The following is a 25,933-nucleotide window of genomic DNA, read 5'->3' on the forward strand; positions in this document are numbered from 1 at the left end:
TGATCCCGAACATCGTGCGAGGGGGTGAGCCGGTCGAGGCTTCGCCGCTGATTTGGGGCGAGTCCCTGGGGCCGGGTGGGAACGGTGTGACGGGTCATATTGCGGGTCAGTGCTTGGGCCCTACGTGCAGGTCCAGGAGAGCGACATCCGCCTTGCGGGCGACCGAGATGTTGTACGGGTTCCCGTGGCGAGTGCAGTGGGTCCAGCTGATGCCGACCTGGTCGAGAGTGTCGGTGTAGAGCTGCCTGATGCAGTCGGACTTGTTGGTGAAGAAGTACCGGGGGTACTCGTAGTGCTTGCGCTCGCCGCCGATGATTTTCTCGGTCCAGTTCGCGATCCGACAGCCGTCGGAGTGGATCAGGCCGCGGATGAACTCCCACGGGTGGGCATCGACGATCTCCTGCTGCCAGGGGGCGAGAACGATCTTGCGGTCGTGCTTCTTGCCGGGACCGTGCTGGGGGAGCAGACAGGGCCAGCGGTTGCTGAAGCAGGTCACCTGCTGACAGCCCTGCTGCTGTACCCGGAAGACCTTGTTGGATGGGCGCACTGCTTGCCTCGCCTCCACGCAGGCGTCGATCAGACAGGGCCAGCTGTCGGCGCATGCGACTGATGCTGCCGTCGCCGAGGTAGAGCCCGAGCAGGTACGAGTACGCGGCCGGGTCCTCGGGGAGGCTGGGGACTACTCGCTGGCAGCGAGGGCACGGGGCTGTCGGCGCGAGCGGCTCGATCCGCGTCTGCCACGACCGGATAGCGGCGCGGGAGATCCCGGTTTCTCGGCTCACTGAGTTCAGGCTGCGGCCCTCTGCTACCAGTGCCAGCGTCCGCTTGCGTGTGCCCGTGTTTACATGTGGGCAATCTGTGAGATCGGGGGGCGCGACACGCAGCAAAAAGCGGATGTTCACGAGAACGTGAGCATCCGCTTCCGGTTGCGACCTTGGAAAGCAAGGAAAAGTGCCCCAGGTGGGATTCGAACCCACACTGTCCGCTGTTTGAGAGCGGCCTCTCTAACCAGTTGGAGTACTGGGGCCTTAGAAAGGAAGGGCGACGAGCACCCCCATGGCGCACCACCATACCGCAGCTAGGTACGCTCTTGGGAGCAGTACCCCCGCCCTGCTCAACCAAGGAGCGCCCCCGTGACCGCCCCCGAGTCGCCCCAGCCCGTAGACGCCGCCGACGACGACAAGTCGCACGTCCCGCCGCTGACGACCCGCGTCGTCATCGCCGAGGACGAGGCCCTGATCCGCCTCGACCTCAAAGAGATGCTCGAAGAAGAGGGCTACACCGTCGTGGGCGAGGCCGGCGACGGTGAGCAGGCCGTCGAGCTGGCCCGTGAGCACAGGCCGGACCTCGTGATCCTCGATGTGAAGATGCCGAAGATGGATGGCATCAGCGCGGCGGAGAAGATCGCGGAGGAGTCGATCGCCCCGGTGCTGATGCTGACGGCGTTCTCGCAGCGCGACCTCGTGGAGCGGGCCAGGGACGCGGGTGCGATGGCGTACCTCGTGAAGCCGTTCAGCAAGAGCGATGTGGTGCCGGCGATCGAGATGGCCGTGTCCCGGTTCACGGAGTTGAAGACGCTGGAGCAGGAGGTCGCGGACCTCACGCAGCGGTTGGAGACGCGGAAGCTGGTGGACCGGGCGAAGTCGGTGCTGCAGACGGAGTACGGCCTGACGGAGCCGGCGGCGTTCCGGTGGATTCAGAAGACGTCGATGGACCGGCGGCTTTCGATGCAGCAGGTGGCCGAGGCGGTCATCGAGGATGCGGCGGAGAAGAAGGCGTCGAAGGGCTGATAGCCCCGAGTGGTGTCGAGCGGCGAGGCCCGCGTCCCGATCTGTATCGGGGCGCGGGCCTCATTCGCGTACGGGCCCACGGAGAGGGCCTAGTCCTCGCCGAGGTACGCCTTGCGTACGGATTCGTCGTGGAGGAGGTCCTGGCCGGTTCCGGAGAGGGCGATGGAGCCGACTTCCATGACGTGGCCCTGGTCGGCGAGGGAGAGTGCGGCCTGGGCGTTCTGTTCGACGAGGAGGATCGTTGTGCCCTGGTTCTTGAGCTCGATGATGGTCGACATGATTTTCTGCATCATGATCGGGGAGAGGCCCATGGAGGGCTCGTCGAGCATCAGGAGTTTGGGCTGGGACATGAGGGCGCGGCCCATGGCGAGCATTTGTTGTTCGCCGCCGGAGAGGGTTCCGGCGGCTTGTTTTCGGCGTTCGCCGAGGATGGGGAAGAGTTCGTAGGCGCGCTGGAGGTCCTTTTCGATGCCTGCGGTGTCCTTGCGGAGGAAGGCGCCGAGTTGGAGGTTTTCGAGGATGGAGAGGCGCGGGAAGATGCGGCGTCCCTCGGGGGAGTGGGCGAGGCCCATGGCGACGATCTTGTGGGCGGGGACGCCGGTCAGCGGTTGACCGTTGAAGGTGATGTTGCCGCTGAGGGGCTTGAGGAGGCCCGAGAGGGTGCGCAGGGTGGTGGTTTTTCCGGCGCCGTTGGTGCCGATGAGGGTGACGACCTGGCCTTCTTCGACGGTGAAGGAGATGCCTTTGACGGCTTCGATCTTGCCGTAGGCGACCTTGAGGTCTTCGACTTCCAGCAGGGCGGTCACTGGTCGGTTCCTTCCGAAGAGCCTGCCGACGCGCTGTCCGGCGCACTTTCCGCGGCGTGGGCTTCGGCTGCTTGTACGTCTTCGAGTGCGGTGTCCTCGGGGGCGCCTTCGAAGGGGGTGCCGAGGTAGGCGGCGATGACGCGTTCGTCGCCCTGGACTACGTCGCTGGTGCCTTCGACGAGTTTCTCGCCTTGGACGAGGACGGCGACGCGGTCGCAGAGGTTGAAGATGAAGCGCATGTCGTGCTCGATGACGAGGACGGCGATGCCCTTGTCGCGGATGGCGAAGACGAGTTCTTCGGTGGCGCGGGTTTCTTGCGGGTTCATGCCGGCGGTGGGCTCGTCGAGGAGCAGGAGGCCGGGTTCGCTGGCCATGGCCCGCGCGATCTCCAGTTTCCGCTGTTCTCCGTAGGGGAGGCTGCGGGCGAGGTGGTCGCGTTTGTGGGCGAGGCCGATGAACTCGAGGAGTTCCATGGCGCGTTCTTCGGAGTGCGCTTCGGCTTTTTTGAATCCGGGGCCGCGGAGGAGTGCGGACCAGAGGCCTTCTTTTGTTCTGGTGTGGCGGCCTACGAGGACGTTTTCCAGGACGGTCATGTTGGCGAAGAGCCGGATGTTCTGGAAGGTGCGGGCCATGCCGGCTTTGGTGACGAGGTGGGGCTTGGGCGGCAGGACGGTGCCCTTGTAGGAGACCTTGCCCTCGGTGGGGATGTAAAGGCCGGTGAGGCAGTTGAAGAACGTTGTCTTTCCGGCGCCGTTGGGGCCGATGAGGCCGACGATCTCGCCTTCGTTGACGGTGAGGTCGACGGAGCGTACGGCGGTGAGGCCGCCGAACCGCATGGTGACGTTGCTGGCTTCCAGCACGGTCCGGGTGGTCTGGGTGGTGGTCTCAGTCATGGTGGTCACGCTCCTGCCTTGGTCGCCTTGGAGGCGCCGGTGGTGCTGTCGGGCAGGCTCTGTTGTTCGGGGATGTCGAGTTGGCCGGTTTCGTGGAATTCGAGTTGGCGGCGGCGGTTGGCGATGATTCCTTCGGGGCGGAATCGCATGAGGAGGACGAGTGCGATGCCGAAGGCGAGGAGTTCGTATTCCTTGAGGAAGGTGAGCTTCTCGGGGATGAGGTAGAGGAAGGACGCGCCGAGGAGGGGGCCGCTGACGGTGCCCATGCCGCCGAGGACGACGGCGGCGAGCAGGAATGCGGAGTTGGGGGGTGCGGCGCCCGCGAACTGGTAGGGGCTCGGGACGACGCTGTAGGTGACGTGGGCGCTGACCGTGCCGGCGAGTCCGGCGAGGGTGGCGCCGAGTGCGAAGGCGATGAGTTTGACGCGGAAGCCGTTGATGCCCATGGCGGTGGCGGCGGTTTCGTCCTCGCGGATGGCGATCCAGGAGCGGCCGATGCGGGAGTCGGCGGCGCGGGTGAAGACGAGGACCACCAGTGCGGTGATGAGGAGCATCAGGAAGAAGTAGTTGGCGAATCGGCCGAGGGTGAATCCGGCGATGTCGTGGCTGGCGCCGAGGTTGAATCCGAAGATTTCGAGGTCGGGGATGGAGGGGATGCCGTCCGGGCCGTTGGTGATGTCCGGGCCGGAGGAGCCGTCCATGTTGTTGACGGCGATGCGGAAGATTTCTCCGAAGCCGAGGGTGACGATGGCGAGGTAGTCGCCGCGTAGTCGCAGGGTGGGTGCGCCGATGAGGACGCCGAAGACGAGGGAGGCGGCCATGCCGGTCAACGCGGCGGCCCAGAAGGGGAATTGGACGCCGGAGAAGCGGGAGAACTCGGAGCCGGAGACGAGGGCGGCGGCGTAGGCGCCGACGCCGAGGAAGGCGACGTATCCGAGGTCGAGGAGTCCGGTGAGGCCGACGACGATGTTGAGGCCGAGGGCGACGGTGGCGAAGATCAGGATGTTGACGCCGAGGTTGGCGTTGTGGTCGTCGCTCTGGGTGAAGGGGAAGATCGCGGCGGCGAGGAAGGCCATGCCGGCGGCGAAGCCTTTGTGGCGGGCGCTGAGGGTGGAGAACCGGTCGAGTTGTCCGGCGTGGACGAGGGCCCAGGCGCCGAAGAGGATGAGGAGGGCGAAGCCGACGAAGGTTTCGCTTTCTTCGTCGGGGATGCCGATGCCGTAGGTGAAGGCGATGAGGGCGAGGGCGATGCCGGCGGTGATGACCAGGCGCTGTACCCAGGGGGCGAGTTCGTGGGTGGGGGCGGGCTGGTCGGGTTTGGTGAGGTAGTCCTTGACGGTGTGGCCGGGGTGGGGCAGGGCGAGGGCGCCGACGACGGGGAGTGCCGAGGCGATCGCGGCGACGTAGGCGCCGGGGTCGAGGTTGGCGAGTCCGCCGAGGTCGACGGCGATGGCGATGGCCGTGAACCAGCAGACGGTGAAGGCGGCGAGGGCGGCCAGGAGGATCGGGGAGGTGGCGGCGGCGGGGTTGAGCCAGCGCAGGCCGCGGATGTCCCAGAGGCGGAGGCCGAAGAGGAGGGTGATGGCTCCGGCGACGAGGGCGACGATCTGGAGGCCTGCGGGGTAGCCGTAGACGGTGAGGTCGCCGGGGAAGTCGGAGGTCCAGGTCCAGGACATGAAGGTGCTGGCGATGGTGCCGATGGCGCCGGCGGCGACCAGGATGCGCGGGGTGCCTTGGGGGAGGTTGATGAGGCCGCGGGGGGTGTCGGTCTTCTGTGGTGTGGTCGTGTCCGGTGTGGTCATGGTGGTCACGCCCTGTCCGCGACGCGTTCGCCGAGTAGGCCTTGTGGCCTCAGCAGCAGTACGAGGATGAGGAGGACGAAGGCCCATACGGAGGCCCAGCCTTGGCCGCCGAACTGTTCCATGCCGGGTACGTCGGAGATGTAGGCGGTGGCCATGGCTTCGGCGAGGCCGAGGACGACGCCGCCGAGCATGGCGCCGTAGATGTTGCCGATGCCGCCGAGTACGGCGGCGGTGAAGGCTTTGAGTCCTGCGGCGAAGCCCATGTCGTATTGGACGGAGCCGTATTTGACGCCGTAGGCGACGCCGGCGACGGCGGCGAAGACGCCGCCGATGGCGAAGGCGATGACGATGATGCGGTTGGTGTCGATGCCCATGAGTTGGGCGGTGTCCGGGTCCTGGGCGGTGGCCTGCATGGCGCGGCCGGTGCGGGAGAGGCGGACGAAGAAGGCGAGGATGGCCATGCACAGGGGGGCGGCGATGAGCAGGAAGATGTCGCCGCTCTGGATCCGGATGGATCCCAAGTGGTAGGGGCCGAAGGGGAGTTGGGGGAAGACGCGGGCGCTCTTGGCGTCGGGGTAGAGGTTGAAGACGAGCTGCTGGATGGCGAGGGAGAGGCCGATGGCGGTGATGAGTGGTGCGAGTCGTGGGGCGCCGCGTAGGGGGCGGTAGGCGAAGCGTTCCGCGCCGACGGCGATGAGGGTGGCGACGAGTGCGCCGCCGATGAGCATGGCGGGGAGGGCTATCCACATGGATATGCCGTCGGGGAGGGCGAGGAAGACCGTGAGGGCGCCGAAGGCGCCGGTCATGAAGATCTCGCCGTGGGCGAAGTTGATGAGCTGGACGATGCCGTACACCATCGTGTAACCGATGGCGATCAGCCCGTACATCGAGCCGAGGAACAGCCCGTTGGCCAGCTGCTGCGGCAGCGTGTTCACCGCGTGGCCTCCATGGGTGGGGAGTGTGGGGCGGGTATATGGGTGGGGCCGCGCGGTGACGGGTCGTCGTGGCCGCGCGGCCCGGTGGTACGTGCGGTGCGGGTGGGTCAGCCGGCGTTGTAGGTGCCGCTCTTGACGGCCTTCCATTCGCCGTTGCTGACCTGGTAGACGGTGAGCTGCTTGTTGGTGGTGTCGCCGTACTGGTCGAAGGCGACGGGTCCCGCGATGCCGTCGAACTTGCTGTTCTGGACTTCTTCGACGACCTTGGCGCGGGCGTCGGAGGGGACCTTGCCGTCCTTCACGACGGTGCCGACGGCCTTGATGATGGCGGTGGCGGCGTCGTAGGAGTAGCCGCCGTAGGTGCCGTAGTCGCCGGGGTACTTCTTCGCCTTGTAGGTGGAGATGAATTCCTTGGCGGCGGGCAGGGTGGTGACGGGGACGCCGACGGAGGTGGCGAGGTCGCCTTCGGCGGTCTTGCCGGCGGTCTTGATGTAGGTCGGGGTGAACATGCCGTCGCCGCCGAAGAGCGGGATCTTGGCGCCGGCGTCCTTGAGCTGCTTGGTGAGGACCTGCGACTCGTCGTACTGGCCGCCGTAGTAGAGCAGGTCGGCGCCGGAGTTCTTGATCTTGGTGACGAGGGTGCCGAAGTCGCTGCTGCCGCCGCTGGAGATGGTGGTGACGTGGTCGGTGCCGACGACCTTGCCGCCTGCCTTCTTGAATCCGGCGGTGAAGAGCTTGGCGAGGCCGGCGCCGTAGGTCTGCTTGTCGTCTACGACGTAGACCTTCTTCTTCTTGAGCGTGTTGTAGGCGTAGTCGGCCGCGAAGCCGCCCTGGAGGGCGTCGGTGGTGGCGGTGCGGAAGTACGTCTTGTACGCGCGCTTCTTCGAGGTCTGCCAGTTCTTGCCCTGGGTGAGCTCGGGCGCGGTGTTCGAGGGGGAGATCTGGACGAGGTTTGCCGTCGCGAAGACCTGCTGCATGGAGGTGGCCACGCCCGAGTTGAGGGGGCCGACGACTCCGAGCACGTCCTTGTTGGCCACGAGCGCGGTGGCGTTCTGCTGGCCGGTGGCGGGGACGGCCTTGTCGTCCTGTGCCTTGACCTCGAAGGTGACACCGGGGACGGTGTTCTTCTTGTTGGCGTCGTCGACGGCGATCTGGACGCCGTACTGGATGCCGAGGCCTGTCGCGGAGTTGGCGCCGGTCAGAGGGGCGTCGACGCCGATGACGACGGTGGTTTTCTTGTCGCTGCCCGAGCCTTTGCCGTCGTCGTCGCGCGATCCGCAGGCGGTGAGCGTGAGTGCTCCGGTCGTGAGCACGGTGGTGAGTATGAGCAGAGAACGCTGTCGCACGATCATTCCTCTCCCTGGCGCGGTCCCCGGGATCGGGAACCGTGTGTCTCGCCGGGCCGTACTGGTGGTGCAAGGGCCGTGCAATGGACACGCCCGGCGGCGCGGTGACTGGCCGTGACTATAAGCGCAGGTCGAAGAGTGGGGAGCGGTGCGGGAGAGGATGTGACGTTCTTGTTATGCCGGGCTGCCCTTGGGTGGGTGCTGTGGGGGTGGTTGGGGCGTATGCATATCGCACTCGCGTGTTCGCATTTCGAGAACGCCCTGTTCCGCTAAGGGACTTGGGGTGATCTTGGTCCTTACTTTCTGGCTGATGTGGTGCTGTGCGAGGGGTTGTGTCCGGGGTGGTGCGGGTGTAAAGGGCGACGGCGTAAAGAGGCATTGCTGTGTTACGGCACAGGTAACTGTGTGTTACATCGGTGTGGGGTCGTTTCAGGCCGCGTGGGTGGGTGCCGGGGCGGGTGGGGTGGGGGTGCAGGAGGCGCGGATCCACCGCCACAGGTCGCGGCGGTAGGCGCCGTCGAAGAGGAACATGTGGCGTTGCTGCGCGCGCCGGTTGCTCAGGGTCAGCTCTATGTAGGGCTCGTTGAGGCCGCGCGGCAGGGCCGCGCAGTTGCGCGCGGTGAGGTGTGCGGTCAGGTGCCAGGGGGAGCCCGGGTCCACCGTCACGGGCAGCGAGGGGGCGGCGTCCACGGTCAAGTCCGGGAGGCCGGTGTCCAGTTGGCGTACGGTCACGGGGGCCGTGCCGGTGACGCTCACGGTGAAGCGGAAGCGGCCGGGGCCGTGTCCGGGGCCGTCGTAGCGCAGGGCGGTCACCTGGGAGGGCCAGGGGTTGGGCGCGGGTGTCGCCGGGGCCGGGCGCAGCAGGAGGAGTGCGGCGACGGCGAGGGTGATGCCGATGGCGAGGGTGCCGGCCAGGGCGGCGCGGCGTCGGCTCGGGGGCAGCGCGGCCCAACGCTCGGACAGACGGGGGGAGTCGGGGCCGAACGAGTCGAGGGTGTCGAGCCCGGACGAGCGGACGGCGTCGTCCGGGGGTTCGTACGGCTCGACGGGCCCGATGCCGGTCATGCCTGACGGTATGCCGGAATTCTTCGCTCCGCCAACGTCCTTGGTGTGTGGGTGAGTTGGGTTGGCCGGATGTGTGGGTGTGCTGGCCGGGGTGAGGCTCTCAGACTGTCGGCGGAGCTGTGGGTGCGTCCTTGAGGACGCAGGTCAGGCGGGCCGTGCAGACCCGCTTGTCCTGCTCGTCGGTGATGACGATCTCGTACGTCGCTGTGGTGCGGCCGCGGTGGACCGGTGTGGCCACGCCGGTGACGAGGCCGGAGCGGGCGCTGCGGTGGTGGGTGCAGTTCAGGTCGACGCCGACGGCGAGTCTGCGGCTGCCGCCGTGCAGCATCGAGCCGACGGAGCCGAGGGTTTCGGCGAGGACGGCGGAGGCGCCGCCGTGCAGCAGTCCGTACGGCTGGGTGTTGCCCTCGACGGGCATCGTGCCGACGACACGGTCCGCGGACGCCTCTTTGATGTCGATGCCCATCCGGGTGCCGAGGTGTCCGGCGGAGAAGAGGGCGGGCAGGTCGACGCCGAGCGTCGCGTACTCGTCGATGACTTCTTGCGGGAACTTCACGTGGTGCTGCTCGCCCATGGGGCCCGGCTCCGTCCGTCGTGCCTGCTGACAAGGGTGCTGCTCGGTGGCTGAGCAAACGCTCAGTCGGTGCTGGATTGTTCCAGGCGGACGACGACGGACTTGCTGGCGGGGGTGTTGCTGGTGTCGGCGGTGGCGTCGAGCGGGACCAGCACGTTCGTCTCCGGGTAGTACGCGGCCGCGCAGCCGCGGGCCGTCGGGTAGTGCACGACGCGGAATCCGGGGGCGCGGCGCTCGACGCCGTCGCTCCATTCGCTGACGAGGTCGACGTAGGAGCCCTCGGCGAGGCTGAGGTCCTTGGCGTCCTCGGCGTTGACGAGGACGACGCGGCGGCCGTTCTTGATGCCTCGGTAGCGGTCGTCGAGGCCGTAGATGGTGGTGTTGTACTGGTCGTGCGAGCGCAGGGTCTGCAGGAGGAGGCGGCCCTCGGGCAGGTGCGGGTACTCGACGGGTGCGGCCGTGAAGTTGGCCTTGCCGGTGGGGGTGTCGAAGCGGCGCTCGTCGCGCGGGCCGTGCGGCAGGGCGAAGCCGGCGGGGTCCGCGACGCGCGCGTTGAAGTTCTCGAAGCCGGGGATGACGCGGGCGACGCGGTCGCGGATCGTCGCGTAGTCCTTCTCGAACTCGTCCCAGGGGGTGGGGGATTCGGCGCCGAGGACGCGGCGGGCGAGGCGGGCGACGATGGCCGGTTCGGACAGCAGGTGCTTGCTGGCCGGTTCCAGGCGTCCGCGTGAGGCGTGCACCATGCCCATGGAGTCCTCGACGGTGACGAACTGCTCGCCACTGCCTTGCAGGTCGCGCTCGGTGCGGCCGAGGGTGGGCAGGATGAGGGCGCGGGCGCCGGTGACGGCGTGTGAGCGGTTGAGCTTCGTGGAGACGTGGACGGTCAGTGTGGCGCGGCGCATGGCCGCCTCGGTGACGTCGGTGTCGGGGGAGGCCGACACGAAGTTCCCGCCCATCGCGAAGAAGACCTGTGCTTCGCCGTCGCGCAGGGCGCGGATGGCGCGTACGACGTCGAAGCCGTGCTCGCGCGGTGGCGCGAAGCCGAACTCCTTCTCCAGGGCGTCGAGGAAGGCGGGGGCGGGGCGCTCGAAGATGCCCATGGTGCGGTCGCCCTGCACGTTGCTGTGGCCGCGCACCGGGCAGACACCGGCGCCGGGGCGGCCGATGTTGCCGCGCAGCAGAAGGAAGTTGACCACTTCGCGGATGGTCGGCACGGAGTGCTTGTGCTGGGTGAGGCCCATCGCCCAGCAGACGACGGTGCGCTTGGAGGCGAGCACCATTTCCAGGGTGCGCTCGATGTCGGCGCGGGACAGGCCGGTCGCCTTGAGGGTCTCGTCCCAGTCGGCGGCGCGGGCGGTGGCGGCGAACTCGTCGTAGCCGTGGGTGTGTTCGGCGATGAAGGCGTCGTCGGTCGCGCCTTCTGTATCGAGGATCAGCTTGTTCAGGAGGCGGAAGAGGGCCTGGTCGCCGCCGAGCCGGATCTGCAGGAACAGGTCGGTCAGGGAGGCGCCCTTGGTGAGGCCCTTGGGGGTCTGCGGGTTCTTGAACTTCTCGAGTCCCGCCTCGGGCAGCGGGTTCACGGAGATGATCCGCGCGCCGCCCGACTTGGCCTTCTCCAGGGCGGAGAGCATGCGCGGGTGGTTCGTGCCCGGGTTCTGCCCGGCGACGATGATCAGGTCCGCCTTGTAGAGGTCTTCGAGGAGGACGCTGCCCTTGCCGATGCCGATGGTCTCCGTGAGCGCGGAGCCGGACGATTCGTGGCACATGTTCGAGCAGTCGGGCAGGTTGTTCGTGCCGAACTCGCGGGCGAACAGCTGGTAGAGGAACGCCGCCTCGTTACTGGTGCGGCCCGAGGTGTAGAAGACGGCCTCGTCCGGGGAGGAGAGTGCGGTCAGCTCCTCGCCGATGATGTCGAAGGCCCGTTCCCACGTCACCGGCTCGTACCGGTCCGCGCCCTCCGCCAGATACATGGGGTGGGTGAGGCGGCCCTGCTGGCCCAGCCAGTAACCGGAGCGGGTCGCGAGGTCCGCGACCGGGTGCGCGGCGAAGAACTCGGGGGTCACCCGGCGCAGGGTGGCCTCCTCGGCGACCGCCTTCGCCCCGTTCTCACAGAACTCCGCCGCGTGCCGGTGCTCGGGCTCGGGCCAGGCGCAGCCGGGGCAGTCGAAGCCGTCCTTCTGGTTGACGCGCAGCAGGGTCAGGGCGGTGCGCTTCACACCCATCTGCTCGCGGGCGATCTTGAGGGAGTGTTTGACGGCGGGGAGCCCTGCGGCATGGTGCTGCGGAGCGGCGACCTGCGGTGCGTCCTGGACGGGGTCGGACGCGGGCGGCTTGCTGGCCATGGCTGGCTCCCCTTCGAGCTGGTCCTGCGAGCGTGCTGTGACGTGCTGTGAAGTACGTCTCCGATCCTCGCACGTACGACTGACAGGGCCTCCGCCCGGTCCGGGATGGACGGGGCTGTCAGTGGGGCGTGGCAGGATCGGGGACGTGGCAGAGAAAGCAGCAAAGACGGCGAAGACAACCGCGACGAAGGCGACGGGCCCCGGTGCAGGTGGGCGCCCCCGGCTGATGCTCATGGACGGGCACTCGCTGGCGTACCGGGCGTTCTTCGCGCTGCCCGCGGAGAACTTCACGACGGCGACGGGCCAGCCGACGAACGCGATCTATGGTTTCGCCTCGATGCTGGCGAACACGCTGCGCGACGAGTCGCCGACGCACTTCGCGGTGGCGTTCGACGTGTCCCGCAAGACGTGGCGTTCCGAGGAGTTCACCGAGTACAAGGCGAACCGGTCGAAGACCCCCGACGAGTTCAAGGGGCAGGTCGAGCTGATCGGCGAGCTGCTGGACGCGATGCACACGCCGCGCTTCGCCGTCGACGGGTTCGAGGCCGACGACGTCATCGCCACGCTTGCCACGCAGGCCGAGGCCGAGGGCTTCGACGTCCTCATCGTCACCGGTGACCGCGACTCCTTCCAGCTGGTCTCGGACCAGGTGACGGTGTTGTACCCGACGAAGGGCGTCTCGGAGCTGACGCGCTTCACGCCGGAGAAGGTCTTCGAGAAGTACGGGCTGACGCCGGCCCAGTACCCGGACTTCGCGGCGCTGCGCGGCGACCCGTCGGACAACCTGCCGGGCATCCCCGGCGTCGGTGAGAAGACCGCCGCGAAGTGGATCAACCAGTTCGGTTCGTTCGCGGAGCTGGTGGAGCGCGCCGAGGAGGTCAAGGGCAAGGCGGGGGCGAACCTGCGGGAGCACCTGGACGCCGTCAAGCTCAACCGCCGGCTCACCGAGATGGTGCGCGACGTCGAGCTGCCCAAGGAGGTCACCGACCTGGAGCGCGCGGCGTACGACCGCACGGCGATCGCGATGATCCTGGACACCCTGGAGATCCGTAACCCGTCGCTGCGTGAGCGCCTGTTCGCCGTCGACCCGGGCGCGGAGGAGGCCGAGGAGACGCCGGCCGAGCCCGGCGTGGAGCTCGACGGGAAGGTCCTCGCCACCGGGGAGATCGCACCCTGGCTGGCCGAGTACGGTAACGCGGTGCTGGGTCTGGCCTCCGTCGACACCTGGACGCTCGGCGCCGGCTCGGTCACCGAGATCGCGTTCGCCGCCGCCGGGGGAGAGGCCGCCTGGTTCGACCCCTCGATGCTCGACGAGGCCGACGAGAAGGCCCTCGCCGGCTGGCTCGCCGACGCGGACAAGCCCAAGATCCTGCACAACGCCAAGGCGGTCATGCGCGTCTTCGCCGAGCACGGCTGGACCGTGCACGGCATCACCATGGACACAGCGCTCGCCGCCTACCTGGTCAAGCCGGGACGCCGCTCCTTCGCCCTGGACGCGCTGTCCCTGGAGTACCTGGGCCGCGAGCTCGCCCCCGCCTCCGCCGCCGACGGGCAGCTCGCCTTCGGCACCGACGAGGACGACCAGGCCGAGGCCGACGCGCTCATGCGCCAGGCCCGCGCCATCCTCGACCTGGGCGGGGCGTTCGGTGAGCGCCTCAAGGAGGTCGGCGCGGCCGAGCTGCTCACCGACATCGAACTGCCCACCTCCGTGCTGCTCGCCCGCCTGGAGCGGTACGGCATCGCCGCCGACCGCGCGCACCTGCAAGAGATGGAGCAGATGTTCGCGGGCGCCGTGCAGCAGGCCGTGAAGGAGGCGCACGCCTCCGTCGGCCACGAGTTCAACCTCGGCTCGCCCAAGCAGCTCCAGGAAGTCTTCTTCGGCGAGCTCGACCTGCCCAAGACGAAGAAGACGAAGACCGGGTACACGACGGACGCGGACGCGCTCGCCTGGCTCGCCACGCAGACCGACCACGAACTGCCCGTGATCATGCTGCGCCACCGCGAGCAGGCCAAGCTGCGCGTCACCGTCGAGGGCCTGATCAAGACGATCGCGGCGGACGGCCGCATCCACACGACGTTCAACCAGACGGTCGCCGCGACCGGCCGCCTCTCCTCGACGGACCCGAACCTGCAGAACATTCCGGTCCGCACCGACGAGGGCCGCGCGATCCGCCGCGGCTTCGTCGTCGGCGAGGGCTTCGAGTCGCTGATGACGGCCGACTACAGCCAGATCGAACTGCGCGTCATGGCGCACCTGTCCGAGGACGAGGGCCTCCTGGAGGCGTTCTCCTCCGGCGAGGACCTGCACACCACGGTGGCCTCGCAGGTCTTCGGCGTCCCCCGGGACGCGGTCGACGCGGAGATGCGCCGCAAGATCAAGGCGATGTCGTACGGGCTCGCGTACGGCCTTTCCGCGTTCGGTCTCTCCGGCCAGCTGAACATCGACCCGGGCGAGGCCCGCGGCTTGATGGACACGTACTTCGAGCGGTTCGGCGGCGTACGCGACTATCTGCGCCGGGCCGTCGACGAGGCGCGGGCCACCGGGTACACGGAGACGATGCTGGGCCGCCGCCGCTACCTGCCCGACCTGAACTCGGACAACCGGCAGCGCCGCGAGATGGCCGAGCGGATGGCGTTGAACGCGCCGATCCAGGGCACGGCCGCCGACATCGTGAAGATCGCCATGCTCAACGTCGACAAGGCGCTCACCGAGGCGAAGCTGACCTCCCGGATGCTGCTTCAGGTCCACGACGAAATCGTCCTGGAGATCGCCCCCGGGGAGGCCGCTGCCGCGGAGGAACTGGTGCGCCGCGAGATGGCCGGCGCCGTTCAGCTGAGGGCTCCGCTGGATGTGTCGGTGGGGCTCGGCACGGACTGGGAGTCCGCGGCGCATTAGCCTCCGGCGGGCGGGATGTCGAGCGGGGCGGCGCCGATGGGTGCCGCCCCGCTCTGTTCGGTTGAGCGTGTGCCGGGTGCGGGTCTCGTCGTGGCTGGTCGCGCAGTTCCCCGCGCCCCTGAAGCAGCGGCTTCGCCGCGCTTCCCCTCGGAGGCAGGCGGCTTCGCCGCGCCTCCCGAAGGCGACGCGCACTGCGTGCGGCATCTCCAGGCTGAGATGGCGCACGAAGTGCGCATCTCAGGGGCGCGGGGAACTGCGCGACCAGCCCCCACCGGCCGGCACTCGGCAACACCACCGAACCCGGGGCCGACTCACGGAGTGCAGCCGTGCCCGGCGATGAAACCGGTCAGCTCACGGCGTGCAGCCGTACCCGCCGATGAAGCCGGTCAGCCCACGGCGTGCAGCCGTACCCGGCGACGAAACCGGTCAGCCCACGGCGTGCAGCCGTACCCGGCGACGAAACCGGTCAGCCCACGGCGTGCAGCCGTTCCCGGCGATGAAACCGGTCAGCTCACGGCGTGCAGCCGTGCCCGGCGGTGAAGCCGGTCAGCTCACGGCGTGCAGCCGTGCCCGGCGGTGAAGCCGGTCAGCTCACGGCGTGCAGCCGCCCGCCCATTCAGCCGACACGCCGCGCCCCGCGCAGAGCCCGCCCCCACGATGGGCCAATGCCGCACAGACCCCGCCGCATCCGAACCGCCCTCCTCGGCGCCGCCCTCGCCGGCGCCGCGCTCATCGGTGCCGCTCCCCCCGCGGACGCGACAGCGCGCCATCTCATCTGTCGCGCCCCCAAGAACCCGGCCCTGGCCAAAGCGCTCGCCCGCGACCTGCGCGCCGCGCTCGCCCCGCGCCGCGGCACCGTCTCCCTCGCGCTCTACGACGACCGCACGAAGGCCGGCTGCACGCTCGGCGGAGGCACCCGCTACGACGCGGCGTCCATCGTCAAGGTCCTGACGATGGAGGCCACCCTGCGCCGCGCCGAGCAGCGCCATCGCCCCCTCACCGGCTGGGAGCGGCGCAACATCCGCCCGATGATCCGCAGTTCGGACAACGCGGCCGCGAGCCGTCTCTGGAACGACCTGGGCCATCCCTACCTGGCCGCCACTCTGCGCCGGGCCGGCACCACCCGTACCGGCCTCGGCCCGTACGGTTACTGGGGCCTGACCCGCACCACGGCCGCCGACCAGCTGCGCCTGCTCGGCGTGCTCACGAACCGCCACTCGTTCCTCAAGTCCCGCTCCCGTTCCTACGGACTGAAGCTGATGAGCCAGGTCAGGAAGGACCAGCGCTGGGGCGTGAGCGCCGGAGTGCCGCGCGGCCTGCGCGTCCACCTCAAGAACGGCTGGCTGCCCCGGGCCGAGCACGGCTGGCGCGTCCACAGCATCGGCGCGTTCACCGGCGGCGGCCGTACCTACCGCATCGCCGTCCTCTCCCACGACAACCCGTCGATGGCGTACGGGGTCCGCACGGTGGAGCGCGTCGCCCAGGCAGTCCACCGCGCTCTCAACAAGGGGCGCGCCGCCGCCCGCGGTCTCACCCCGGCCGATGAGATCAGCGAGCGCTCGGACGGCTCGGCTCCGCCGTACGATCCCGAACTGCCGCCTCGGTAGCGCCTGTCGGACGTCTCGGGCGAACGGTACGTCTTCCTCGGCATGAGAATGTGCGAGCGTGGCAGTCCACGACGACGCGTACATGAGCAATCGGTGAATAACGGGCGCGAACAGGTGTCTGCGCGGCGGAAGTTGTCGTAGTGTCGGCTGGGTCCGTGCGCTGGGGAGTGTGGGGATCCGGAATGCCCCGTGATCCGGGGCGGGCCGGGCAGAGCGGCTTTGACGGGCTATATGGGAGGGGTTCGCGGCATGGCGGCGGTATTCGGCAGGAGGCTGCGCAGGGGTGCGATGACGGCAGCGGTCGCCGCCGCGGCGGTGGCCGCTCTCTCGGCGTCACAGGCCCCGGGCGTGACCGCCCCGCAGGCGAGCGGCGGCCACTCCGCCGCGGACCGCTCCGACGACGATCCGACGCCCGACACGGCGACGGGGCCCGACTACATAACGGACCTGCCGCCGCTCGACAGCCCCACCGACAGCCCCACCGCCTCGCCCGGCGCGGGCTCGGGCACCGCCACGGCGGAGGCAGGCATCCCCGCCACCGTCCTGGACGCGTACAAGAAGGCCGAGGCCGAGCTGGCGACCAGCAAGCCCGGCTGCAATCTGCCGTGGCAACTGCTCGCCGCGATCGGCAAGGTCGAGTCGGGCCAGGCCGACGGCGGCAACGTGGACGCGAACGGCACGACGATCAGCGCGATCCTCGGCCCGCCCCTGGACGGCAACGGGTTCGCGAAGATCACCGACACCGACGGCGGCTCCTACGACGGCGACACGGTCCACGACCACGCCGTCGGCCCCATGCAGTTCATCCCCTCGACGTGGGAGTGGGCGGGCCGCGACGGCAACGGTGACGGCAAGAAGGACCCGAACAACATCTACGACGCGGCTCTCGGCGCCGGCCACTACCTGTGCCGCAACGGCTGGGACCTGTCCAACGCCGAGGACCTGAACAAGGCGATCCTCAGCTACAACAACTCCTCGGACTACCTCGCCACCGTCCTGTCCTGGCTGGAGTTCTACCGCAAGGGCACGCACGAGGTTCCCAACGGCACCGGTGTGCGGCCCACGAGCCCCAGCGGCAGCGGCAGCGGGTCGAGCCCGTCGCCGAGCCCGACACCGACGACTCCTGGTTCGTCCACCCCGTCGCCGAACCCCGGCGGCAGCGGCACCCCCGGGAGCCCGCACCCGACGGACCCGACGCACCCCACGGACCCGACGGATCCGCCCACCACGCCCACGCCGACCCCGGCCGAGTCCGTCACCAAGCTCACGAACGCGGGCATCGGCAAGCTGAGCGCCATGGCGGGCGACACCTTCGACCAGCAGGTCGCCGTGCGCTCCCAGGACGCCAAGGGCAAGGGCGTGGCCAAGGTCCGGATACGGTTCGCGATCGTCGGCGACACGGACACGGAGTTCGCCGGCGGCGCCACGAGCACCGTCGTCACCACGAACAGCTCGGGGGTGGCCACCGCGCCCAAACTCACCGCGGGCGAGAAGACCGGCGACTTCACGGTCCGCGCCACCGTCGTCGGCCGCTCCCTGACCGGCCTCGACTACAAGGCGACCGTCACCGCGCGGGCGGCCGACGCGCTGACCCGCACCAGCGACAAGGCGCTCAGCTGCGTCGCGGGCCAGGAGTTCGCGGACGCCGTCGAGGTGAAGGCCACGTACCGGGGCGCCGCCGCCGACGGTGTCGCCGGGACCGCCACCCTCATCACGTCGGCCCTCGACCCGTCCGAAGCGGACAAGGGCCCCTACTTCAAGGACAAGGACGGCAAGCAGGTCCGCACCCTCAAGGACCTCAAGACCGGCGCCGACGGCCTGCTCAAGCTCCCGAAGCTGTACGCGGACGACGCGGCCGGCACGTTCCTGCTGCGGATCAACCTGACCGGCGGCGCGACGCTCACCGTCGAACTGAAGGTGACCGCCGCACCGTCCGGCGGCGCCTCCGGGACGCCGTCGGAGTCCGCGAGCCCCTCCGCCTGACGTCCGTCGCGCAGAGCCCTCCGGCCCATCGGGCCGGAGGGCTCAGTCGTGTGCGCAACGTGTTCTCATCTGGGCCCGGCATTGCTACGGTGCACCGACTCCGAGGCCTGACGCCTCATCAGATTCCGTCTGTCGCACGGTTCAAGGAGGTCGGACATGCGTGCCCTCGTCGCCGCGGCGATCGGACTCGCCGCCGCCTTCGCCCTCGTCCTCACCATCTCGGCGATCGGCGCCCCGCCGGGCGAGACATCGCCGAAACCGCTTCTGACGACCGTCCCCGCGCACCCGTAGCGCGACCGCAGTCACCGTAGTTGAGGAGGGCCGCCGAGATGCGCCGCAAGGCCAGCCTGATCCTGCTCGCCTTCGCCGTGTTCTGCACGGCGCTGTCCCCGCTGATGCGCTGGTACGCGTTCCCGCGCCTGGCGAAGATCCCGCCGAGCCAGTACCAGACGATGGTCCTGGAGGCGAAGAACGCGACCCTCATCGACTACGGCACCATGCAGGCGAAGACGGTCCCGAGGCTCACCGTCGTACAGACCCTCAAGGGTGACGTCGAGGCCTCGGAGAAGATCGAGAGGAGCGCCGGGCGCGACGTCGTCGTCTGGGACGGCCTCAGCTACATCGTGGGCCCCGACGGCAAGTTCGTCTCCCAGATCCCCGAGCGCTACATCTTCGACGCGCACAGCCAGGAACCCGTGCACGCCACCGGCGAATCCGTCGACGGCGACCCGGTCACCCGGCAGGGCATCGAGTTCAAGTGGCCGTTCCTGACGGAGAAGCGGGACTACGAGTACTTCGACGCGCGCGCCCGCATCACGCGCCCCATCCACTACAAGGGCACCGAGAAGTTCCGCGGCGTCAAGATCTACCGCTTCGAGCAGACCATCCCCTGGACGAAGGTCCCCTTCCCCAAGAAGCTCCCGGTGCAGGGCATCACCGCCGAATCCATCGCCAAGACCGGTACGCAGATGTGGTACACGACGGTCCGCACGTTCCTGGTCGACCCGACGACCGGTGCCCCCGTCTACGGCGAGGAGAAACACAAGGAGGAGATGCGCGGCGGCACGTTGCTCGGCGGCAAGGAGAAGGTCACCGCGTTCGCCGGTGACGTGAAGATGCGCGAGGACTACATCAAGTCGACCGTCGACCTGGTCAACTCCCAGCGCACCCTGGTCCTGCTGCTCACCGCGTACCTGCCCTGGGGCTTTTTGTTCCTCGGAATGCTGTTGCTCGCCCTTTCCCTGTGGCTGGAGGCCCGCGGCCGGCGGCCCGGGGAGCCGGAGGCCACGGCGGCGCGGGAACCGGAACCGCTCAGCGCCTGAGCCGCGCGTTCGTGTACCGCGTCGGCTCCGCCGCGGCCGGGTCCTCGGGCCACGGATGCTTCGGATAGCGCCCGCGCAGATCGGCCCGCACGGCCAGGTAACCGTCCCGCCAGAAGGACGCCAGGTCCGCGGTGACGGCTGCGGGCCGTCCGGCGGGGGAGAGGAGATGTACGAGCACCGGCACACCGGCCACCCGCGGCGTCTCCTCGAGCCCGAACATCTCCTGCAACTTCACCGCGAGCACGGCCTGTTGAGGCTCGGAGTAGTCCACGCGGATCCGCGAACCGCTGGGCACCTCGATCCGTTCCGGCGCCAGTTCGTCGAACCGTGCCGCTACGCCGCCCGCCCACGGCAACAGCCGCTTGAGGGCCTGCCCCGCGTCGATCCGCGCCAGATCCGCCCGGCGGCGCGCCGTGCTCAACTCGGGCTCCAGCCAGTCGTCCACGCGCGCGTACAGCCCCTCGTCGCTCACGTCGGGCCACGGTTCCCCGACGTGCCGCCGCACAAAGGCAAGCCGCTGCCGCAGCGCCTCTGCGTCCCGGTCCCACCGCAGCAACCCGAGCCCCTCCCGCCGCAGCCCTTCCAGCAGAGCGGCGCGTACGAGGGCGGGCGCGGCCTTCTTGAGCGGGCGCACGGCCAGCTCGACGGCTCCGAGGCGGGTCACGTTGCGCGCCACCAACTCGCCGTCCGCCCACGCCACTTCGTCGCCCTCGGAGTACAGCGAGGCGGCCGCCCGGCGCGCGACCTCCTCGTCCACGACCGCGCCGAGCCGCACGCGCGCGTGCCCGGCCCCCACCGGCCGGTCGGCGACGGCGACGGCCACCCAGTCGGCGTGCCGCAGGGCGGACCCGTCCCCGATGTCCGCCCGCGTCCCGGACACCATCAGGTACGAGCCGCCGGACTTGCGGGCGACGCGCTCGGGGAAGGCGAGGGCGGCGACCAGGCCGGTGACCTGGTCGTCGGAGGCGCCCCGGTCACCTTCCGGCACCCGGGGAGAGGCGGGCCGACGCGACAACTCCCGTGCCGCGGAAGCGGGTTCGGACACCTCGGATGCTTCGGATGCGAGGCCGGACAGTCGCCGCACCTCCTGACGCCAGCGCGCGCCATAGGCGTCTCCGCCGGGCCGAGCGGCGCGCAACGCCCCGCCCAGATCGTCCCCGTACTCCCGCGGCGGCTCCTCGCTCAGCAGGGCGACCACCTCCGCCGCCCGCCGCGCGCCGACCACCGGCGCCGCGTCGACCAGCGCCCGCCCGAGCCGCGGATGCAGCCCGAGCCGGGCGAGCCGGGCGCCCCGCTCCGTGGCCCGCCCCGACGCGGGGTCCACCGCGCCGACCGCCGCCAGAACGGTCCGCGCCGCGGCCATCGCCCCGCCGGGCGGCGCGTCGAGCAGCGCCAGACCGGACGCCTGCGGATCGCCCCAGCAGGCGACCTGCAGCGCGAACGCCGTCAGGTCCGCCACCTTGATCTCCGGGGCAGGGAACCGCGCGAGCCGCCCGTCCTCCGCCTCGTCCCAGCACCGGTACACCGCGCCCGGCGCCTCACGTCCGGCGCGGCCCGCCCGCTGCGTCCCGGCCGCACGCGAAGCCCGTACGGTCGTCAGCGCGCTGAGCCCGCGCGCATGGTCCACCCGCGGCTCCCGAGCGAGCCCCGAGTCGACCACGACCCGTACGCCGGGCACCGTGAGCGACGACTCCGCGACGGCCGTGGCCAGGACCACCCGGCGCCGCGCCCCCGCCGTCAGCACCGCGTCCTGCACGGCGGCCGGCGCCCGTCCGTGCACCTGCAGAACCTCGACATCGCCGATCGCCCCCAACTGCCCCGCGACGCGGGCGATCTCCCCCACGCCCGGCAGGAAGCACAGCACGTCCCCGGTGCGTTCGGCGAGCGCGCGCCGCACCGTTGCCGCCACGTGCGACAGCAACGCCGGGTCCACCCGCATCCCGTGCGGCGGCCGCACCGGACGCGCGGGCGGCGCCCAGACCACGTCCACGGGGTGGGAGGCGCCCGCCGCCTCGACGACCGGCGCACCTGCGAGCAGCTCCGACCACCCCTGGGCGTCCGTCGTCGCCGACGCCGCGACCAGCTGCAGCTCCGGCCGCAGCGCTTCCCGTACGTCGCACAGGAACGCCGCGACGGTGTCCGCGTCCAGGTGCCGCTCATGCACCTCGTCGAGCATGACCGCATCGACGCGCCCGCCGCCCGCCAGCTCCTGGTCCCGCTGCAACCGTTGCAACAGCACACCCGTCGTGACGACCTCCACGCAGGTGCGCGGCCCGACCACGCGCTCGCCGCGCACCGTGTAGCCGACCCGCTCGCCGGCCTTCTCGCCGAGCAGCCACGCCATCCGGCGCGCGGCCGCCCGCGCCGCGATCCGCCGCGGCTCGGCGACGACGACCCGGCGCACGGGCGCGTCCGCGTCCAGCAGCCCGGCGAGCATCAGGGGGACGAGCGTCGTCTTGCCGGTGCCCGGCGGGGCGACGAGCACCGCCGCCCCGTTCGTGTCGAGCGCGGTCCGCAGTGCGGGCAGCGCGGAACGCACGGGCAGCTGATCGAGAAGGTCGTCGCGGATCACCCTCTCAGTCTCCGGCACCCCGGCCGGGTCGGAGCTACGCGCCCCCGGCCGGAGAGGCGTCCCGCTCGCACACGAAGATCGCCGTTCCGGGGATCAGGTTCCCGCGCAGCGGTGACCAGCCGCCCCACTCCTGGGTGTTCCACGCCGGCCACTGGGGCTCCACGAGGTCCACGAGGCGGAAGCCGCCCGCCACGACGTCGCGCACCCGGTCCCCGACCGTCCGGTGGTGCTCGACGTACACGGCACGCCCCTCCTCGTCCTGCTCCACATAAGGAGTGCGGTCGAAGTAGGACGCGGAGACGCTCAGCCCTTCCGGGCCCGGTTCGTCGGGGAACGCCCAGCGGATCGGGTGCGTGACGGAGAAGACGAAGCGGCCGCCCGGCCGCAGCACCCGGTGCACCTCGCGCAGCACGCCTACGGAGTCGGCGATGAAGGGGAGCGCTCCGTAGGCGGAGCAGGCGAGGTCGAAGGAGGCGTCCTTGAAGGGGAGGGCACACGCGTCCGCCTCCACCAGCGGCACCTTCCCGCCGTCGATGCGCATCGCGTGCTGCAGCTGGCGGTGCGACAGGTCGAGGGCGACGGGCCGTGCGCCCTGGGCGGCCAGCCAGCGCGAGCACTGCGCGGCGCCCGCGCCGATCTCCAGGACGTCCTTGCCGGCCAGCTCCTCGACCGGGCCGAGAAGTTCCGCCTCCACCTCGTCGAGGCCCTCGGGACCCCAGACGAAGCGGTCGTCCCCGAGGAACGTGCCGTGCTCGACCTGGTAGTCGTCCGCGTTCCGGTCCCACCAGCCGCGGTTGGCCCGCGAACTCTCCGTGGTGTCCGCGTCACGACGGGTCGCCGTCGACTCGTCGTCGACCGACGCGTCCTCTTGACGCGCTCGCTCTTCCATTGGTCCGGACTCTTGGATGATCGGCTCCCTCGTCGTACTCTTCCGTCCAACCCGCGGCAGGAGGGCGTCAACAGCGGGCTCTGCGCCCCTCGTAGCCTCGTGCGACAGGTTTTGTGCCGGGTATGCGGCGTTCGCCCCGGGTGTGCGCCTTCGCGACATTGACCCTGCCCGGCAGCCCCCGTATGCTACAAGTTGCGCTGCGGGCCTGCGCACCTCAGACATAGCAGGCTGTGCTCGCATCTGTTGCATGTCCCCTCGGTTGTCGAGGCGCCACCGGTTCCTTCGGGAAATCCGGATCAGGCGCTTCCTAGGCTGTCCGGCTTCTTCGGTGCGAAACAGGCTCCCGGCGTAGCAGTACCCCCCGACTTTCAATGTCCGCCGGAGCCCTTTCCCACATGACGAGCAGCACCGAGACCACCGCCACCACCCCGCAGGTTGCGGTCAACGACATCGGCAACGAGGAAGCATTCCTCGCCGCTATCGACGAGACGATCAAGTACTTCAACGATGGCGACATCGTCGACGGCGTCATCGTCAAGGTTGACCGGGACGAGGTTCTCCTCGACATCGGTTACAAGACCGAAGGTGTCATCCCGAGCCGCGAGCTCTCGATCAAGCACGACGTCGACCCCAATGAGGTCGTCAAGGTCGGCGACGAGATCGAGGCCCTGGTTCTCCAGAAGGAGGACAAGGAAGGCCGCCTGATCCTCTCGAAGAAGCGCGCGCAGTACGAGCGTGCTTGGGGCACCATCGAGAAGATCAAGGAAGAGGACGGCATCGTCACCGGTACCGTCATCGAGGTCGTCAAGGGTGGTCTCATCCTCGACATCGGCCTCCGTGGCTTCCTGCCGGCTTCCCTTGTCGAGATGCGCCGCGTCCGCGACCTCCAGCCCTACGTGGGCAAGGAGCTCGAGGCGAAGATCATCGAGCTGGACAAGAACCGCAACAACGTGGTCCTGTCCCGCCGTGCCTGGCTCGAGCAGACCCAGTCCGAGGTCCGCCAGACGTTCCTCACGACCCTCCAGAAGGGTCAGGTCCGCTCCGGCGTCGTGTCCTCGATCGTCAACTTCGGTGCCTTCGTGGACCTGGGCGGCGTCGACGGTCTGGTGCACGTCTCCGAGCTGTCCTGGAAGCACATCGACCACCCGTCCGAGGTTGTCGAGGTCGGCCAGGAAGTCACCGTCGAGGTTCTCGACGTGGACATGGACCGCGAGCGTGTCTCCCTGTCGCTGAAGGCGACGCAGGAAGACCCGTGGCAGCAGTTCGCCCGGACCCACCAGATCGGCCAGGTCGTGCCCGGCAAGGTCACGAAGCTGGTTCCGTTCGGTGCGTTCGTCCGCGTGGACGAGGGCATCGAGGGTCTGGTCCACATCTCCGAGCTGGCCGAGCGCCACGTGGAGATCCCGGAGCAGGTCGTCCAGGTCAACGACGAGATCTTCGTCAAGGTCATCGACATCGACCTCGAGCGTCGTCGCATCAGCCTCTCACTGAAGCAGGCCAACGAGGCCTTCGGCGCCGACCCGTCGGTCGTCGAGTTCGACCCGACCCTGTACGGCATGGCCGCCTCCTACGACGACCAGGGCAACTACATCTACCCCGAGGGCTTCGACCCCGAGACGAACGACTGGCTCGAGGGCTTCGAGACCCAGCGCGAGGCTTGGGAGGGTCAGTACGCCGAGGCGCAGACGCGCTTCGAGCAGCACCAGGCCCAGGTCATCAAGTCCCGCGAGGCGGACGCCCAGGCCGAGGCCGAGGGCGCTTCCACCACGAGCGCGGCTCCGGCTGCCTCCGGTGGCAGCGGCAGCGGCAGCGGTGGCGGCGGCGGTTCGTACTCCTCGGAGTCGGACGACAACTCCGGCGCGCTCGCCTCGGACGAGGCGCTTGCCGCGCTTCGCGAGAAGCTGGCCGGCGGCCAGAGCTGAATCGCTCTGCGCTAGCAGGTAGTTGAGCAGTGGGCCCGCACCTTTTGGTGCGGGCCCACTGTTGTTTCGCCGGTGCGCCGTAGGGCTTTGGGCTGTGGGGCGGGTGCCGGTCGTGTGTGGTTGCTCGCGCCGTTCCCCGCGCCCCTTTGGGGCGCTGGTCTCTTTCCGCTTGCGGGAATGCTTGCCTGCTTCTCGGACGTTCTCTCTATGAACACGAGGAGGAGCGGTCACAGTGCTTGATGCGCAGGATTTGTACACATGGGAGCCGAAGGGCCTCGCCGTGGTGGACATGGCGCTCGCCCAGGAGTCCGCCGGCCTTGTCATGCTCTACCACTTCGACGGTTACATCGACGCGGGTGAGACCGGCGACCAGATCGTCGACCGGCTCCTCGACTCGCTGCCCCACCAGGTCGTGGCGCGCTTCGACCACGATCGTCTGGTGGACTACCGGGCCCGCCGCCCGCTGCTCACCTTCAAGCGCGACCGCTGGACCGAGTACGAGGTGCCCTCGCTGGAGGTGCGGCTCGTCCAGGACGCCACGGGTGCGCCGTTCCTGCTCCTCGCGGGGCCGGAGCCGGATGTCGAGTGGGAGCGGTTCGCGGCGGCCGTGCAGCAGATCGTGGAGCGCCTCGGAGTGCGCCTCGCGGTGAACTTCCACGGGATCCCGATGGGCGTCCCGCACACCCGCCCCGTAGGCCTCACCCCGCACGGCAACCGCACGGACCTGGTCCCCGGCCACCGCAGCCCCTTCGAGGAGGCGCAGGTGCCCGGCAGCGCCGAGGCACTGGTCGAGTACCGGCTGATGGAGGCCGGTTTCGACGTCCTCGGTGTCGCCGCGCACGTCCCGCACTACATCGCGCGCTCCGGCTATCCGGACGCGGCGCTCACCGTCCTGGAGGCGATCACCGGCGCGACCGGGCTCGTACTGCCGGGCATCGCGCACGGCCTGCGCACAGAGGCGCACCGTACGCAGACGGAGATCGACCGGCAGATCCAGGAGGGCGACGAGGAACTGGTCTCGCTCGTGCAGGGCCTTGAGCACCAGTACGACGCGGCCGCCGGAGCCGAGGCCCGGGGGAACATGCTGGCCGAGCCGGTGGAGATTCCGTCGGCGGACGAGATCGGGCAGGAATTCGAGAAGTTCCTGGCCGAACGGGAAGGCGACTCCTGACCGCGCAGGCTCCGCCGG

At 69.6% G+C, this 25,933-nt stretch carries 18 protein-coding genes, 1 tRNA gene and 1 pseudogene; 8 read left to right on the plus strand and 12 right to left on the minus strand.

Annotated features, from left to right (window positions below):
• Positions 1-106 precede the first annotated feature (106 nt).
• Positions 107-884, minus strand: a pseudogene (locus tag ACIREE_RS16455) (helix-turn-helix domain-containing protein).
• Between the two features lie 68 nt (positions 885-952).
• A tRNA-Leu gene (locus ACIREE_RS16460) sits at positions 953-1,027 on the minus strand.
• A gap of 106 nt (positions 1,028-1,133) precedes the next feature.
• On the opposite strand from ACIREE_RS16460, the gene ACIREE_RS16465 reads away from it, so the two are divergent.
• Positions 1,134-1,790: an ANTAR domain-containing response regulator gene (locus ACIREE_RS16465; protein WP_404151711.1), complete on the plus strand. Its 657-nt coding sequence runs from the start codon at positions 1,134-1,136 to the stop codon at positions 1,788-1,790.
• 89 nt (positions 1,791-1,879) lie between these two features.
• Here ACIREE_RS16465 and ACIREE_RS16470 read toward each other — a convergent pair whose 3' ends face one another.
• From ACIREE_RS16470 to ACIREE_RS16505, 8 genes are all read right to left on the minus strand, one after another.
• A complete protein-coding gene (locus ACIREE_RS16470; protein WP_404151714.1) occupies positions 1,880-2,596 on the minus strand; it encodes an ABC transporter ATP-binding protein in 717 nt (238 codons plus the stop codon).
• On the minus strand, positions 2,593-3,489 hold the full coding sequence (locus tag ACIREE_RS16475; protein ID WP_404151717.1) for an ABC transporter ATP-binding protein: 897 nt from the start codon (positions 3,487-3,489) through the stop codon (positions 2,593-2,595). The genes ACIREE_RS16470 and ACIREE_RS16475 overlap by 4 nt, the downstream gene beginning before the upstream one ends.
• 5 nt (positions 3,490-3,494) lie before the next feature.
• Complete coding sequence (locus ACIREE_RS16480) at positions 3,495-5,291, minus strand: branched-chain amino acid ABC transporter permease (RefSeq protein WP_404152316.1); 1,797 nt, start codon at positions 5,289-5,291, stop codon at positions 3,495-3,497.
• Positions 5,292-5,296: 5 nt separating this feature from the next.
• A complete protein-coding gene (locus ACIREE_RS16485; protein WP_404151720.1) occupies positions 5,297-6,226 on the minus strand; it encodes a branched-chain amino acid ABC transporter permease in 930 nt (309 codons plus the stop codon).
• 107 nt (positions 6,227-6,333) lie between these two features.
• Positions 6,334-7,578, minus strand: coding sequence for a branched-chain amino acid ABC transporter substrate-binding protein (locus ACIREE_RS16490; protein ID WP_404151723.1), 1,245 nt, complete (start codon positions 7,576-7,578; stop codon positions 6,334-6,336).
• Positions 7,579-8,001: 423 nt separating this feature from the next.
• Positions 8,002-8,637 (minus strand): hypothetical protein, encoded by a 636-nt coding sequence (locus ACIREE_RS16495; protein ID WP_404151726.1) that lies wholly within the window; start codon positions 8,635-8,637, stop codon positions 8,002-8,004.
• A gap of 100 nt (positions 8,638-8,737) precedes the next feature.
• Positions 8,738-9,211, minus strand: a complete 474-nt coding sequence (locus ACIREE_RS16500; protein WP_404151729.1) for a PaaI family thioesterase — start codon at positions 9,209-9,211, stop codon at positions 8,738-8,740.
• 62 nt (positions 9,212-9,273) lie between these two features.
• On the minus strand, positions 9,274-11,553 hold the full coding sequence (locus tag ACIREE_RS16505; RefSeq protein WP_404151732.1) for an FdhF/YdeP family oxidoreductase: 2,280 nt from the start codon (positions 11,551-11,553) through the stop codon (positions 9,274-9,276).
• Positions 11,554-11,779: 226 nt separating this feature from the next.
• On the opposite strand from ACIREE_RS16505, the gene polA reads away from it, so the two are divergent.
• The 5 genes from polA (at position 11,780) to ACIREE_RS16530 (ending at position 19,361) form a co-directional block, all read left to right on the plus strand.
• Positions 11,780-14,449: a DNA polymerase I gene (gene polA / locus ACIREE_RS16510; protein WP_404152318.1), complete on the plus strand. Its 2,670-nt coding sequence runs from the start codon at positions 11,780-11,782 to the stop codon at positions 14,447-14,449.
• A 665-nt stretch (positions 14,450-15,114) separates the two neighbouring features.
• On the plus strand, positions 15,115-16,056 hold the full coding sequence (locus ACIREE_RS16515; RefSeq protein ID WP_404151735.1) for a serine hydrolase: 942 nt from the start codon (positions 15,115-15,117) through the stop codon (positions 16,054-16,056).
• A 249-nt stretch (positions 16,057-16,305) separates the two neighbouring features.
• Positions 16,306-18,039 carry a lytic transglycosylase domain-containing protein gene (locus ACIREE_RS16520; protein ID WP_404151738.1) on the plus strand — a complete coding sequence of 578 codons (1,734 nt, stop codon included), beginning with the start codon at positions 16,306-16,308 and terminating at the stop codon, positions 18,037-18,039.
• 156 nt (positions 18,040-18,195) lie between these two features.
• Positions 18,196-18,330, plus strand: a complete 135-nt coding sequence (locus ACIREE_RS16525) for an SPW_0924 family protein (protein WP_404151741.1) — start codon at positions 18,196-18,198, stop codon at positions 18,328-18,330.
• Between the two features lie 38 nt (positions 18,331-18,368).
• Positions 18,369-19,361: a DUF3068 domain-containing protein gene (locus ACIREE_RS16530; protein ID WP_404151743.1), complete on the plus strand. Its 993-nt coding sequence runs from the start codon at positions 18,369-18,371 to the stop codon at positions 19,359-19,361.
• Here the strand turns inward: ACIREE_RS16530 and hrpB are convergent.
• Positions 19,351-21,933, minus strand: a complete 2,583-nt coding sequence (gene hrpB / locus ACIREE_RS16535) for an ATP-dependent helicase HrpB (protein WP_404151746.1) — start codon at positions 21,931-21,933, stop codon at positions 19,351-19,353. The two genes, ACIREE_RS16530 and hrpB, sit on opposite strands and share 11 nt — an antisense overlap.
• 34 nt (positions 21,934-21,967) lie before the next feature.
• Positions 21,968-22,822: a class I SAM-dependent methyltransferase gene (locus ACIREE_RS16540; RefSeq protein WP_404151749.1), complete on the minus strand. Its 855-nt coding sequence runs from the start codon at positions 22,820-22,822 to the stop codon at positions 21,968-21,970.
• A gap of 395 nt (positions 22,823-23,217) precedes the next feature.
• Here ACIREE_RS16540 and rpsA point away from each other — a divergent pair, with 395 nt between their 5' ends.
• The gene (gene rpsA / locus ACIREE_RS16545) at positions 23,218-24,744 is read left to right on the plus strand and encodes a 30S ribosomal protein S1 (RefSeq protein ID WP_404151752.1); all 1,527 of its coding nucleotides are present in this window, start codon (positions 23,218-23,220) and stop codon (positions 24,742-24,744) included.
• A gap of 232 nt (positions 24,745-24,976) precedes the next feature.
• Positions 24,977-25,915: a PAC2 family protein gene (locus tag ACIREE_RS16550; RefSeq protein WP_404151754.1), complete on the plus strand. Its 939-nt coding sequence runs from the start codon at positions 24,977-24,979 to the stop codon at positions 25,913-25,915.
• Positions 25,916-25,933: the final 18 nt, after the last annotated feature.

This window comes from Streptomyces sp. NPDC102467 (assembly GCF_044765445.1).
In the GTDB taxonomy this organism is placed as follows: domain Bacteria; phylum Actinomycetota; class Actinomycetes; order Streptomycetales; family Streptomycetaceae; genus Streptomyces.